Annotated in this window: 15 protein-coding genes; 13 read left to right on the top strand and 2 right to left on the bottom strand. The window is 59.3% G+C overall.

Features of this window, described 5'->3' with window-relative positions; all coding sequences use genetic code 11:
- Positions 1-263: 263 nt before the first annotated feature.
- The 10 genes from DW661_RS00620 (at position 264) to DW661_RS00575 (ending at position 10,474) form a co-directional block, all read left to right on the top strand.
- Entirely contained in the window at positions 264-1,070 is an 807-nt protein-coding gene (locus DW661_RS00620) for a double zinc ribbon domain-containing protein (RefSeq protein ID WP_233539124.1), read from the top strand.
- 10 nt (positions 1,071-1,080) lie between these two features.
- Complete coding sequence (locus DW661_RS00615; RefSeq protein ID WP_118934118.1) at positions 1,081-2,190, top strand: hypothetical protein; 1,110 nt, start codon at positions 1,081-1,083, stop codon at positions 2,188-2,190.
- A gap of 750 nt (positions 2,191-2,940) precedes the next feature.
- Complete coding sequence (locus DW661_RS00610) at positions 2,941-3,948, top strand: ABC transporter substrate-binding protein (RefSeq protein WP_158571027.1); 1,008 nt, start codon at positions 2,941-2,943, stop codon at positions 3,946-3,948.
- 317 nt (positions 3,949-4,265) lie between these two features.
- On the top strand, positions 4,266-4,850 hold the full coding sequence (gene hpf / locus DW661_RS00605) for a ribosome hibernation-promoting factor, HPF/YfiA family (RefSeq protein WP_055285508.1): 585 nt from the start codon (positions 4,266-4,268) through the stop codon (positions 4,848-4,850).
- Between the two features lie 79 nt (positions 4,851-4,929).
- Complete coding sequence (locus DW661_RS00600; RefSeq protein ID WP_117820898.1) at positions 4,930-5,883, top strand: DegV family protein; 954 nt, start codon at positions 4,930-4,932, stop codon at positions 5,881-5,883.
- A 98-nt stretch (positions 5,884-5,981) separates the two neighbouring features.
- The gene (locus DW661_RS00595) at positions 5,982-7,025 is read left to right on the top strand and encodes an NAD(P)-dependent oxidoreductase (protein WP_118934116.1); all 1,044 of its coding nucleotides are present in this window, start codon (positions 5,982-5,984) and stop codon (positions 7,023-7,025) included.
- A 5-nt stretch (positions 7,026-7,030) separates the two neighbouring features.
- Positions 7,031-7,459 (top strand): hypothetical protein, encoded by a 429-nt coding sequence (locus tag DW661_RS00590; protein ID WP_055310425.1) that lies wholly within the window; start codon positions 7,031-7,033, stop codon positions 7,457-7,459.
- Between the two features lie 12 nt (positions 7,460-7,471).
- Positions 7,472-8,170, top strand: a complete 699-nt coding sequence (locus DW661_RS00585; protein WP_117820896.1) for a HEAT repeat domain-containing protein — start codon at positions 7,472-7,474, stop codon at positions 8,168-8,170.
- 6 nt (positions 8,171-8,176) lie between these two features.
- A complete protein-coding gene (locus DW661_RS00580; protein WP_117637059.1) occupies positions 8,177-9,262 on the top strand; it encodes an isocitrate/isopropylmalate dehydrogenase family protein in 1,086 nt (361 codons plus the stop codon).
- A gap of 126 nt (positions 9,263-9,388) precedes the next feature.
- On the top strand, positions 9,389-10,474 hold the full coding sequence (locus DW661_RS00575) for a hypothetical protein (RefSeq protein WP_118259820.1): 1,086 nt from the start codon (positions 9,389-9,391) through the stop codon (positions 10,472-10,474).
- A 114-nt stretch (positions 10,475-10,588) separates the two neighbouring features.
- Here the strand turns inward: DW661_RS00575 and DW661_RS00570 are convergent, their stop codons facing one another.
- Together DW661_RS00570 and DW661_RS00565 are read right to left on the bottom strand one after the other, a co-directional pair.
- Positions 10,589-10,825, bottom strand: a complete 237-nt coding sequence (locus DW661_RS00570; RefSeq protein ID WP_117564746.1) for a helix-turn-helix transcriptional regulator — start codon at positions 10,823-10,825, stop codon at positions 10,589-10,591.
- Between the two features lie 9 nt (positions 10,826-10,834).
- A complete protein-coding gene (locus DW661_RS00565) occupies positions 10,835-11,473 on the bottom strand; it encodes a DUF2975 domain-containing protein (RefSeq protein ID WP_118259822.1) in 639 nt (212 codons plus the stop codon).
- Between the two features lie 691 nt (positions 11,474-12,164).
- On the opposite strand from DW661_RS00565, the gene DW661_RS00560 reads away from it, so the two are divergent.
- The 3 genes from DW661_RS00560 to agaV are packed head-to-tail and all read left to right on the top strand — an operon-like array spanning position 12,165 to position 13,408.
- On the top strand, positions 12,165-12,608 hold the full coding sequence (locus DW661_RS00560) for a PTS sugar transporter subunit IIA (RefSeq protein ID WP_118934114.1): 444 nt from the start codon (positions 12,165-12,167) through the stop codon (positions 12,606-12,608).
- Positions 12,608-12,889, top strand: coding sequence for a preprotein translocase subunit YajC (gene yajC / locus DW661_RS00555; RefSeq protein ID WP_117583566.1), 282 nt, complete (start codon positions 12,608-12,610; stop codon positions 12,887-12,889). The genes DW661_RS00560 and yajC overlap by 1 nt, the downstream gene beginning before the upstream one ends.
- 36 nt (positions 12,890-12,925) lie before the next feature.
- Positions 12,926-13,408, top strand: coding sequence for a PTS N-acetylgalactosamine transporter subunit IIB (agaV, locus tag DW661_RS00550; RefSeq protein WP_089572404.1), 483 nt, complete (start codon positions 12,926-12,928; stop codon positions 13,406-13,408).
- The last annotated feature ends 34 nt before the right edge of the window (positions 13,409-13,442 follow it).

Genomic DNA, 13,442 nt, shown 5'->3' with positions numbered 1-13,442 from the left:
GGCGGGGGGGGGGGGAGCCGCGCGAGGATCGCGGTGGCGAGGGCTCGGCCGACCAGGGTCAAAAGCGCCGTCGCCGGCGCCGTTCCCGCAAGCCGCGCCAGGATGGTGGCGAGGGCTCGACCCCGTCTTCGTCCGCACCACAACCGCCCGCCGGCGAATAACGCCCGCGAGCGGATTTAGCCCGCCTTGCCCCGAGCGCATCGGGGTATCATAGCGCCGGATCAACAACCCTCCCTGCGACCGAATGTAGGGAGGGTTGTGTCTTGAAGAGCCATCTGAACATATTGAGCTGTCTGCAGGGTGCCGGCGCCCTACCGTTTGCGGACGAATTGCTGCCGTTTGCCGAGCGGGCGGCACGCGAGGCACTCGAGGCATTGTCGCCAACACGATGTGCCGGCTGCGAGCGCGCCGGTGCGCTTATTTGCCAAGACTGCCTGGCCGCACTCACGCTCATCGACCCACGTCATAGCTGTACCCGATGCGGCGCCCCGTTTGGGGATTTGCTGTGCACTGAGTGTTCGGTCGAGGGCACGTCCTCGGCAATGGCGGAGGCGCTCGACCGCTGCCTGGCGTGCGCCGTCTACGCGCATCCGCTGCCGCGCATCATTAAAGCGTACAAGGACGCGGGCGAGCGACGCCTGGCGCCGTATCTGGCGGAGCTGCTCTACGACACCGCCCTGCATGCCCAGGTCGTAGCGCCCGAACGCTTAGGAGGTGTGCTGTCCGGTGCGGATGCGGTGGTGTTTGTGCCTGCGACGGCGGCAGCGTTTCGGCGGCGTGGCTTTGATCATATGGAGGCCATTGCGCGCCCATTTTGCGAGCTGTCGGGTGTTCCCCTGCTCGATGCCCTCGTCAAGTACGGGCGTGGCGACCAGCGCGAACTCGGTCGTGAGGAGCGTCGCGAGCGTGCCCAAGGCATGTACGAGACGGTTGAGGACGTGCGCGGCCGCCGCCTACTGCTTATCGATGACGTTATCACCACGGGCGCGACCATGGCAGCAGCCTCGGCGGAGCTCAAGCGTGCCGGCGCTGCGGCAGTCGATGGCCTTGCTATCGCACGTGTTTGGTAGGGGTGGTTTTGTGGCAGTGAAGATTGAGCGGCGCAACGAGCCGACAGGCGAACAGCTAGCGGCTTCCGTAATCCTAACAGGTGCCTCGGCGCTACGCATGATGCGCGCCGAGCGCCGGCAGATGGGCTACATCAGCTGGAAGGACCTTAATCCCGATGAAGAGCGCCGTGTGCTGCGCACGTCGTCGCCCTCGACCGAGGATATCTATCTTCCTGACTTGGTGCGAATTGGAGCCAAAAGTGGCGAGGTGCAGGAAGATCTGTGCTTGTTGGTGGGATCTGCGGCGCAGCGCCGCCGCATGCCTGGCGTAGGCTGGTCCGTGTGTTCCGGGTTGCCCGCCGGCTCGATTCTAGAGGTGGAACCGGGGGTGTACAGCCTATCTCCCGAGGCCCTTTGTGTTGCCGTTGCGCGTGAGGTCGGCTGCATCCAGGCGTTTGCCCTGGCCCAGGAGCTGTGCTCTAAGATTTCACTGAGCGACCGCGGGAAGTATCTGCCTCCCTACACCTCGCCTGTTACGAATAAACTTGCAAAGGACAAGGACCAGCCAGCAGACGTGGGCTACTTTGAAGTCGAGCCGGTGCTGATGCCCGATCGTCTGGCAGATTACCTTGCGGCATGCAAGGGGAATGTGGCCAAACAGCTGCTGCGTCTGTGTCCCTATCTTTCGGAAAACCTGCTCTCGCCCATGGAGTGCATCATGCTCGCCCGGTTTTCGCTTCCGTTTTCCTATGGCGGGTTTGCCTGCGGACCTTTTAAGACCGACTACAAGATCGAGTTCGATGACCGTGCGCAGGCAATCTCGGGGATGCCTCATGCAGTTTGCGATGCGTATCAAGAGGCAGCCCGGTTTGACCTGGAATACAACGGTGAGCTGGGCCATTCCTCTCGGAGGGGACGTATCCATGATGAAAAGCGCAACACGGGCTTGATTACTATGGGAATCGAGGTCGCGACGGTCAACAACGAAATGCTCTGTGACATGGAAGCGATGGAAGCGCTCGCATGGCGCATGCACCAGCGTATGCGAAAGCGGTACCGGAATCGTGTCGATGCCCGCAGGAAGAAGCAAGAGGCGTTGCTTAACACGCTGCGGGCGTGTTTTGGGCTTAAGCCGGTCTAATTCACGTCGAAAATAGGGGGTTAATCATATGCCCTGGCCAAAATATGGCAAATATGAGTACTGTCACTAAATCAGTAACAGCAAAATCAAGGAATTTAGGACTCGGAGGCGTCATAAAGTAAGAAGATAATAAACAAATGTAGAATAACTAAGCATCAGGTTGGCGACACTGAGCGCAAAATCTGTCCGAGAGGCTAAAACTGCCTGTTACTAAATTGGTGGCAGTACTCATATTTGCCATATTTTGACCAGGGCACCCTAAGAAGGGCGCCCCGGAGCTCCCCGTAGGGGAGCTCCGGGCTTCATAGGGGCACGAATAGCCCACTCCGACCTGCAAAATCTGTGCGCACGATGCGAATGACGCCCTTAACCTTAAACTTTAGCTTGAACTTAGCTATAATGCGCTACGTTCCTGCCAGGCTGTGGTTGCGGACGGACGAAATGCCCGTCCTAGTCCAAGACAGACGCGGTCAAAGGGATCCACGTAAGCGACCGCGTGCGCGCGGCGCGATCATGGCGCGTCCTAGATGTAAGCCGCACCGTCCGTTCTACTTTCTTTGGGGCAATACCGCCTCGCGGGCGAGCGGGCCAGTCGTGAAGGTGGCTGCGGCCTCCCGAGCAAACACCCCGGTGCGCAAGTGTGGGGTCAAATACCAGGTCAGCTGGTGGGAACAACCCGATATTCCGCGCAACGCACGGATCGTATACGACACAGAAGGCAGGGTAGTGGACATGGTGAGGGGCAGCTTGATGCACGCGGCTCGGTTAGGTGCTGGGACCGCAGCGGTCATTGCCGTTTTGGGCCTGAGCGGATGCGCGTTCAACCCGCTGTCTACGTTCACGACTCCCACGATCGACCAGATCGAGTACGAGACCGTCACGCCGGCGGTGTCGGACGATGCCCTGGTCACTCCCGGAACCCTGACGGTTGCCCTCGATACTTCCGATGCGCCGCAGGCAATGCAGGGCGCCGACGGCGAGCTCACGGGGTATGCGGTTGACGCCGCCCGTGCCCTCGCAAGCCGCATGGGCCTTAAGGTCGCCTTTGTCGATGCGTCTTCGGCAGGTTCCGCGCTCGGCGACAAAAAGGCCGATATCTTTATCGGCGAGATCAACTCCACGGACGGGGACGTTAGCTCGCTCGGCACCTGCCTGTACGATGCCGCTTCCGTGTTCGGTAAAACCAGCGATGGTGGGTCGCTAAGCGTTTCCACCGATACCCTTAACACGTCTACTCTGGGTGTCCAGATGTCCTCGGCCTCGCAGGAGGCGCTTGCTAAGCAGAGCATCACCGCCAACCAAAAGACCTACTCCAACATCAACGAGTGCTTTGAGGCGCTCGAGTCCGGCGAGGTCGACTATGTGATCTGCGACTCCACAGCCGGCGGCTATCTTGCACGCCTGATGAGCGAGGTCTCCTATGTCGGTGCGCTCGAGGCGCCCTCGACGCTTGGTGTTGCGGGCCTCTCGTCCAATGACGAACTGTGCCGTGCCGTGAGCGATGCCCTCGACGGTATTACGGCCGACGGCACGCTCGAGGCGGTCCACTGCGTCTGGTACGGCACGATGCCCTACGACCTCACCACTAAGACGGTTTCGGGCGCTAACGTGCAGCCGGGCGACTCTGAGTCCAGTGAGACCACGTCTTCCGGCAGCGAGTCCTCCGATTCCAACAATGAGACCGCATCCTCCGAGGACAAATCGTCCAGCCAGGAAGGCACCATCACCGACGACGACATTAACAAGCTTAATAGCTAGTTATTGCTAGGGGTGGTGTCTTCTATACGTTGGAAAGGACACCTCTTCACGGTTTCAACACGCACCGCCGGACTTCCCCAATAGGGGAGCCCGGCTTTTTCATCTCTATAAAACCAGCAGTTCAAAGCCAATTTTCGGGACCAAATACAAAGTCGCCGGCTCCCTCCTATAGCGCACTTTGCCACAGAAAAGTGCGAGACTTCGGTATGCGGTATCAAGCAATCGTTATTCGGGTCTTTGGGAATCCGCGTGATTAAATGCACGGCAATGGGTACATAGCCAGTACAGTAAGTCCCCGAGGCAGATTGGAGCCACGTATGGATATCAAGGTTTCTGGACGCAAGACGACGGTAACCGATGCTCTGCGTGCGCATGTGGATGAGAAGATCGGCGAGGCGCTCAAGGTTTTCGATATCGAGCCCATGACGGTCGACGTTGTACTTCGCTATGAGAAGAACCCCTCGAACCCCAACCCGGCAATCGTCGAGGTTACGGTTCGCGCCCGCGGTTCGGTGATTCGCGTTGCCGAGCACGGTGCAGATATGTACGCCGCCATCGACCTCTCCGCCGATAAGGTCACCCGCCAGCTGCGCAAGTTCAAGACCAAGGTCGTGGACAACCGCCAGGGTGGTGCCAGCGCAGCGGATGTTGCACCGGTCGAGCGTGTCGAGGATCTGGCCGACCTGCTGCTGCCCGAGGAGGACGACGACCTGCTCGTCCGCGAGAAGGTCATCGATGTCACCCCGATGACTGAGGAGCAGGCGCTGGTGCAGACCGATCTGCTGGGCCACGACTTCTACGTGTTCGAGAACGCGACGACTGGCCTCATCAATGTGGTGTATCACCGTAAGAATGGTGGATATGGCATCATCAAGCCCCGCATCGAAACACTTGACGAGTAAAATACGTTAACTTGCATGAGTTAACGGTTGGCGGCCATCCCATGCGGGTGGCCGCCTTTTTACGTAAGGAGTCGCTTTGATGGACAAGGCCGCATCCGCCGGTCATTCGGACCGTTGCCGCATCGTCGTCGATACCTGCTGCGACTTTAGCCCCGAGGTCGCCGCGAACCTCGATGTCGATATCTTGGGTTTCCCCTTCATTATCGATGGCGAGGAGCGCACGGATGACATCTGGTCGAGCATCACACCCAAGGAGTTCTACGACCGCATGCGCGCCGGTGCCCGCGTGTCCACCTCGGCTGTGTCGCTCGGTCGCTATATCGAGTTCTTTACCGAGTGCGCCAAAGAGGGTACGCCCACGGTCTACCTGTGCTTTACCTCGGCGCTGTCGTCGAGCTACAACTCCGCGTGCCAGGCGGCGGACGCCGTGCGCGCCGAGTATCCTAACTTTGAGCTGTACGTGGTCGACAACGCTCTGCCCTGTGCGACCGGCGAGCTCTTGGCGCTCGAGGCCGTCCGTCAACGCTCAGCGGGACTCACCGCCAAGCAGCTGGTCGACTGGGCAAACGAGGCCAAGACCTATGTCCACGGCTACTTTACGCTCGAGAGCTTTGACGCGCTGGCTGCCGGCGGCCGCATTCCGCCCGCGGCGGCACAGCTCACGGCAAAGCTCGACGTCAAGCCCGAGCTCTCCTACGACCTTGCCGGCTCGCTGTCGCTGATCGGCGTCAACCGCGGCCGCAAGAAGGCGCTCAAGTCCATCCTCAAGTCGTTCCGTGAGAACTACGTGCCCGATCGCACTATGCCCATCGCCATTATGACTGCCGATGCCGAGAAGGACGGCGACTGGCTCGAAGCCGCCATCCGCAAGGAGGAGGGCTGCGCCGACGTCACGATTATCCGTAGTTCCGTCGGTCCTACCATCGGCTCGCACGTGGGGCCCGGCATGGTGGCACTTGCGTTTTGGGGCAAGAACCGCGCCGAGAAAGCCTCGCTTTCCGACCGCATCGCCCGCCGCGTGCGCGGCCAGTAGGCAAGTAACGCGGCCGTAATCGCCCTCAACTCACAGCCCAAACGCTGGCACCGAGTATTCAACCTGGTAATAACACCCAACCCAAAAGGAAAGGTTTCATGGCAAACAAGCTCTCCGTCGCATTTATCGGCACCGGAATCATGGGTGCCCCCATCGCCGGCCACATCCTGGACGCCGGCTATCCCGTCACGGTCAACAACCGCACCAAGTCCAAGGCCGCAGCGCTCGTTGAGCGCGGCGCCGTCTGGGCCGATACGCCGGCCGATGCCGCGGCGAACGCCGATGTCGTCTTTACCATGGTGGGCTATCCCTCCGAGGTCGAGGAGCTCTACCTGGCGGGCGACGGCCTGCTCGCGTGCACCAAGCCGGGCGCGGTCTTGATCGACCTCACCACGAGCTCGCCCGAGCTCGCCCGTGACATTGCCGAGGCCGCTCAAGTCTCCGGTCGCATGGCGTTTGACTGCCCCGTCACCGGCGGCGAGTCGGGCGCCATCGCCGGCACGCTCACGGCTATCGTGGGCGCCACCGAGAACGACATCGCGCCGGTCCGCGATATCCTTGCCACCTTTGCGGCCAACATCTGCTGCTTCGATGGCGCCGGCAAGGGCCAGGCTGCCAAGCTCGCCAACCAGGTGTCGCTGGGCGCCTGCATGGTCGGCATGGCCGACGCCATGGCATTTGCCGAGCTGAGCGGCCTTGACCTGGAGAAGACCCGCCAGATGATCCTGGGCGGCACCGGCAAGTCCGGCGCTATGGAGAGCTTAGCCCCCAAGGCGCTCGACGGCGACTACAAGCCCGGCTTTATGGTCGAGCACTTCATTAAGGATCTGCGTCTGGCGCTCGCCTACGCCGATGACCGCGAGCTCGCGCTGCCCGGCGCCGACGTGGCCTTTACGCTCTACGACATGCTCGACGCCATCGGTGGCGCCAAGCTGGGCACCCAGGCCATCACGGTCCTCTACAAGGAGGAGGCCGATGCCATCGCCGCCGGTCTGGACTGGTCGCAGTATCGTCCCGAGGAGCACGGTGCCCACGAGGACGGCTGCGGTTGCGGCGAGCATGGCGACGACCACGAGTGCGGTTGCGGTCACCATCACGGCGAGGACCACGAGTGCTGCTGCGGCCATCATCACGAGGAGTAGCGCCCATGAGCTGGACGTTCGTGGTGCTCGCGCTGGTGCTCTTTCTCTTTGCGATCTACATTGGCTTTTTGTGCGGCCAGTGGGCCTGCGAAAAGCGCGTGATCACCAAGCGCGACTACTGGATTGCCAACTTTGCAGGCGCGGCGGCAGTCGTCCTGCTGACCTGGGTGTTCTCACTGTTCCCGCTGGTGCAGTTTGCGCCGATCGGCTGGCTCGGCGGCTTTATCGCCGGCCTTAAGATGAGCTTTGGCGAGTCCGTCGGTCCGTGGCGCAAGCACGACGAGGTCTTTAACGTCAACAAGGCTCACCGCGCCGCCGCCGACGCGGGCGACGCCGAGGAACGCCGCCGTGCGCGTCGCAATGGCGCAGCCGACCGACAGCTCATCTCGGTCACCGATGACAGCAAGGGTGCTGGCAAGCACGCTAAGAAATAAGAAGAGGTAACTATGGCAGAAAACAAAGACGAACAGCTCACCGACGAGGAGCTGGCACAGCTTCAGCTGGCAGAGGAGAACGAGAACGCCGTCGACCGTCTGGTCAAGGAGCTCGGCTGCCCCACGCGCCGCATCCGCCAGTTTGCCGCCCGCGTGCTGCATCTGCTGGCCGAGCGTGACCCGCAGCGCGTCGTGCCCTGCGTGCCTGCGCTGATCGAGGCGCTCGACCGCCCCGAGGCGCAGACCCGCTGGGAGGCCCTCGATGCCCTGACGGCGCTCGCTACCACCTGCCCCGAGCAGCTGGGCGATGCCTTTGAGGGCGCCGAGACCGCACTGTTCGACGAGATCTCCTCCACGCTGCGCTATGCCGCCTTCCGCCTGCTGTGCGTGTGGGGTGCCACGAGCGTCGAGCGTTCGCGCGAGGCTTGGCCCATCCTGGACGAGGCCATCCAGTGCTACCACGGCGACCTCGAGTATCGCGACATGCTCGGTTGCCTGTACGAGTTTTGCCAGGGCGAGATCGACGCCGAGGTTGCCGAGAAGCTCGCGCTGCGCCTTAAGTTCGATGCCGAGAACGGTAAGGGCAGCTATCTCAAGGCCCGTTCGAGCGAGATTTGCGAAATGCTTGTTAAACGTTTTGGCCTGGATCTCTCCAAAAAGAAGAAGCGTGCTAGCGTTAAAAAATCTGACGACGCCGAAGACGAGGAGTAACAGATTATGGCGCACGATGTAGTCCTGATTCCCGGTGACGGCATCGGTCCCGAGATTACGCAGGCCATGCGCCGCGTGGTCGAGGCCACCGGTGTCCAGATCAATTGGAACGTCCAGGAGGCCGGCGCCGGCGTCATGGACGAGTTTGGCACGCCGCTGCCCCAGCACGTGCTCGACGCGGTCGCCGAGACTAAGGTTGCCATCAAGGGCCCCATCACCACGCCGGTCGGCACGGGTTTCCGCAGCGTTAACGTGGCCCTGCGCAAGCACTTTGACCTGTATGCCTGCGTGCGTCCCTGTCTGTCGCAGCCGGGCGACGGCTCGCGTTTCCGCGACGTCGACCTGGTCATCGTGCGCGAGAACACCGAGGACCTCTATGCCGGCATCGAGTTCGACGAGGGCGCAGCCGAGGTCGAGGAGCTCTCGCAGCTTGTCGAGCGTTCGGGCCAAAAGACATTCGCCGCCGATTCCGCCATCTCGATCAAGCCCATCTCTATCGCCAAGAGCCGCCGTATTGTGGAGTACGCCTTTGAGTATGCCCGCCGCTGCGGCCGCAAAAAGGTGACGGCCGTGCACAAGGCCAATATCATGAAGGCGACCGACGGCCTGTTCCTGCGCGTTGCGCGCGAGGTGGCCGCGGGCTATCCCGATATCGAGTTCAACGACAAGATCGTCGACGCCACCTGCATGGGCCTGGTCCAGAACCCCAACGACTTCGATGTTCTGGTGCTGCCCAACCTGTACGGCGACATCGTGAGCGACCTGTGCGCCGGCCTGGTGGGTGGTCTGGGCATGGCCCCCGGCTCCAACATCGGTGCCGACTGCGCCATCTTCGAGGCAACGCACGGCTCCGCGCCCGATATCGCGGGCCAGGATATCGCCAACCCCACGGCCGAGATCCTTTCTGCTGCGATGATGCTCGACCACTTGGGCGAGAACGATGCTGCCAATCGCATTCGTGCCGCCGTATCTGCCACGCTCGACGAGGGCGAGCAGGTTACCGGTGACGTGCGTCGTGCCCAGACCGGCTCCGTTGAGGGCGCTGTGGGCACGCAGGCCTTTGCCGATGCCGTTATCGCGCACCTGGCCTAAGGCATGCAGACTGCAAACGCCTAAATAGTACTTAAGTGTTTGCGTATAACCTAAGAATCAATACGCCCGGCGCCTCGTCGGGCGTATTCTATTGAAGACTATGTTTCCTAACAAGGAGTAACTGATATGGGTCTGATTCAAAAGAAGGACGAGAAGGACGAGATCGACGGCATCCAGATCATCGAGCGCGGCGAAGGCCCCGACGGTGATGAGGACGAGAAGATCGACCTGGTCGCCGGTACGTCTGCCGAGCACATTGCTGCCGGCACGACCGCCGAGGAAGAGGACGCTCGCCTGGAGGCAAAGGTCGCCGCGGACGCCGCCGACGAGAACCTCATGCCCGAGGAACAGGACGAGGACGACGACTCCGACGCGGACGACCATGCATCCAAGCACAAGAAGACGATGATCGCCGCCTTCGTGGTTGCAGTCGTGATCGCTGCGGTGGTCGGCTTCTTTATTGGCAATGGCGGCTTTGGCGGCAAGGGTGTCGGTTCGTCGACCCTGACCGAGGACCAGCTCGATTCGACCGTGGCAAGCTATAGTTATAACGGCAAGAAGAGCGACATCACCGCGCGCGAGGCCATCGAGAGCCAGTACAGCCTCGATACCGTCAAGGATAGCGATGGCAACTACACCGCTCCTTCTGCCGATGTCATCCTGTCCTACGTGCGCAACAAGATTCTGCTCGATGCTGCCGAGGACGAGGGCATTACCGTCTCTTCTAAGGAGATGAAGAAGTACGCCGAGGATTCCATCGGCACCTCCGACTACAAGACCATGGCAAAACAGTACGGCGTGTCCAAGGATCAGGCCAAGCAGATCGTCCGTCAGTCCGCGACGCTGCAGAAGCTCTACAAGAAGAAGGTGGGCGATGCTTCCGCGAGCATGCCGACCGCTCCGACCGAGCCTTCTGACGGCAACGAGGAGACTGCGAGCAAGGACTACGCCGACTACATCATCAAACTTGCCGGCGACGAGTGGGATAGCTCGAAGGGCACCTGGAAGGACGCCGACAGCACCTACGCTAAGGCCTTCGCCGACGATGCCTTTACCGCCGATAGCGCCACCTATAAGCAGGCCATGACCGCCTATTACACCGCTTACCAGCAGTATTCTTCGCAGGCTTCGAGCGCCAGCTCCAAGTGGACCGAGTACGCCAACAGCCTGTACGCCAAGGCCAACATCAGCATTTACGGCCTGTTTGCGTAAGATCTGCCTGAGCTTACCGATCGCGTAGCCGAACTATCTGAATAAGCCCGCTAGAACGATATCCGTTCTAGCGGGCTTATTACGTCGGAGGTACCGGTAGTTAAATAATCTCAATTAATCTTTAAGTCCAAAGAGGTTATCGGCTTCATCGTCAGGCATATATTCCAGTACATCGCCCGGTTGGCAGTCGAGTGCCCGGCATATCGCGTCAAGAGTTGAAAAGCGCACGGCAGAAACCTTGCCCGTCTTGATGCGCGACATATTGACCTGGGAGATGCCCACGCGTTCCGCAAGCTCTTTGGATGAGATCTTGCGTTCGGCGAGCATGCGGTCGAGACGCAGAATAATCATGGATTCCCCCTAGAGCAACTCGTCATCTTGTATTTGCAGGATACACCCGTACTGGAAGACGCTGGCAATCAGGCTAATAATCAGGCCTGCAAAGACCATAGAGAGGTCGAGGTGCTGGCCGCCAAGCGCATCCGTAAAGTTGCCGCCAAATCCTGAGAGTATCAGCCCCGTGACTATGGCACCAAGAAGCTTCACAGCAACGCCGCCAATAAGGAACAAATGTCCTACTTGACGTAGTATGCGGATGCATTCGAGGTCAAAGGGCCTGCCCGCCTTTTCAATGGCGGAGAAAAACCTGTATGCGCTTAGCACAATGGCAAGCGCAAGGCATGTCATCATGGCGCTCCCTATGGCAGTATGACCGTCGTGCGCGACAAGCATAAGAGGGGTCTGTTCATTGGCGCCGACGAGAGCGAGAGATGGCCCTTCGCCGGCATTAAGCTCTACGGATTGGAGGCAGAACCCTTGGGAGAGGCTAGGCAATATGAGTAGAAGCTCGATTGCAATGACTGCGAGAAGTCCCAGAGCGAGCGCTACGGCGGTGCAGATTGTGGCCCATTTGCAGATGTGAGCGAGCTTCCTCAGATCGGCTATTGCCTGTTCGCGGTTGATGGATTCATTCGATTTGGATACGTTCCAGCGGATCATAGCTCCTCCAACCAATGTCTAGGATGATATTTAAATCTTATAACATACTTAATGATAAACGATAAACAATTACAGATTAGAGTAAGTTATGTTTGTAAGACGAATAGCGAGAGCTTATGGCATATTTAGGGAGTGAGAGTTTGGCACGTGGGGGATGGACGAGTATCGAAATTTCCCGCAACCGCGCAAGTGCTTCATCGGGTCTCCCTAATTCATATGGAAAAGGAGCTGCAAACGATTGGAAATAACCGCTGAGCGGTCGAAAACTACCGTTCACCGATAATTTCTAAACTGGTTCTAACTGGTATTAAGTCAAAAAGACCAATTCACAAATCTTCACAATGACCTGCATTTTTTCTACATGCCTTTTTTGGCCACCCTGCGTTGTTTAGACACAGAAAAGGTTCCGATCTTTCGTCAAAGTATTTCAAAACCGCAGGTAGAAGTGTTAACGAGCGGTAAACGGTCGATTTATCGCCGTGAGCGGTGCAAAAACGTTTTACTGCGTGAATCAGCGAAAGCGACCTCTTCTGTGATGATATAGTGACAACAACACGTCACGTGGTTACTACCAGTTGAGAGACCACTGGTCTTCAAAGAACGCTTTCCAAGAAGCTTTAAGGGCGTCCGCCCGCTGGCTTCCGAACATCATCGGACTCAGATCGTACACACCTTCGGAAGGGAAATTTGAATGGTTGGCTTTATTCTTACCGGTCATGGACAGTTCGCACCCGGCCTCGCAAACGCTATCGCTATGGTCGCTGGCGACCAGCCCGCTTTTACCGTCGTTCCTTTTGAGGGCGACCAGGCTGCTTCCTACGGTGAGGATCTCCGCGCCGCTATTACCGCCATGCGCGAGGAGTGCGATGGCGTGCTCGTCTTTACCGACCTGCTTGGTGGTACCCCGTTCAACCAGGCAATGATGATTGCCCAGGATGTCGACAACGTCGAGATTCTGACTGGAACTAACCTTCCCATGGTTATTGAGCTTCTGTTCCTCCGCGGCAACGCCACGCTCGCCGAGCTTGGCGAGCAGGCCGTGACCGTTGGCCAGACGGGCATCACCGCCCAGACGGTCGCCTCCGTCGCTGGTGCCGAGGAAGAGGATATCTTCGGCGACGAGGACGGCATCTAATGGCCGATTTCGGAGCCAGTGTTCTGAGTTCCTCGGTCGCTCTTTTGGGCCTGCTTGTCATCATGGGCTTGATTTACACCATCTGGTCGCAAATCAACATGAAGAAGAAGCAGAAGTACTTCAAGGAGCTGCACACGGAGCTCAAGCCGGGTCAGGAGGTTCTTTTCGCCGGCGGTATCTACGGAACCGTCAAAGGCATCGAAGGCGAAAAGGTCCAGATCAAAGTCCGATCCGGTGCCGTCGTAGATGTTTCGCGTTACGCGATTCAGGAGATTAAGTAACTGTCGTCAGCAATCAACGAAAGGAAGCTGATCAACATGGCAGAACCCAACATTCTTCTTACCCGCATCGATAACCGACTGGTTCATGGTCAGGTCGCGACCCAGTGGAACTCCACCCTGGGCTCCAACCTCATCCTCGTCGCCAACGACGACGTGTCGACCAACACCATGCGTCAGAACCTCATGAAGATGGCCGCTCCCGCCGGCGTCGCTACGCGTTTCTTCTCCCTGCAGAAGACCATCGACGTCATTGGCAAGGCGAGCCCGCGCCAGAAGATTTTCATCGTGGCCGAAACACCGGAAGACGTGCTTACGCTCGTCAAGGGCGGTGTGCCTATAAAGAAGGTAAACATCGGCAACATGCACATGTCGGAAGGAAAGCGCCAAGTCGCCACCTCCGTCGCAGTTAACGACGAGGATGTCGCTGCGTTTAAAGAGCTGCAGGAATTGGGGGTGGAGTTGGAGATCAGGCGCGTTCCGAGCACGCCTGTTGAGGATACGAGCAAGCTCTTCTCGTAATCCTCGTGATCCACGTTGTCAGGAGTGAAACCCT

Source organism: Collinsella sp. AM24-1 (assembly GCF_003470325.1).
Taxonomy (GTDB): domain Bacteria; phylum Actinomycetota; class Coriobacteriia; order Coriobacteriales; family Coriobacteriaceae; genus Collinsella.
The sequence above is the reverse complement of the archived record's forward strand: the minus strand, read 5'-3'. Positions and strand labels throughout refer to the sequence as shown.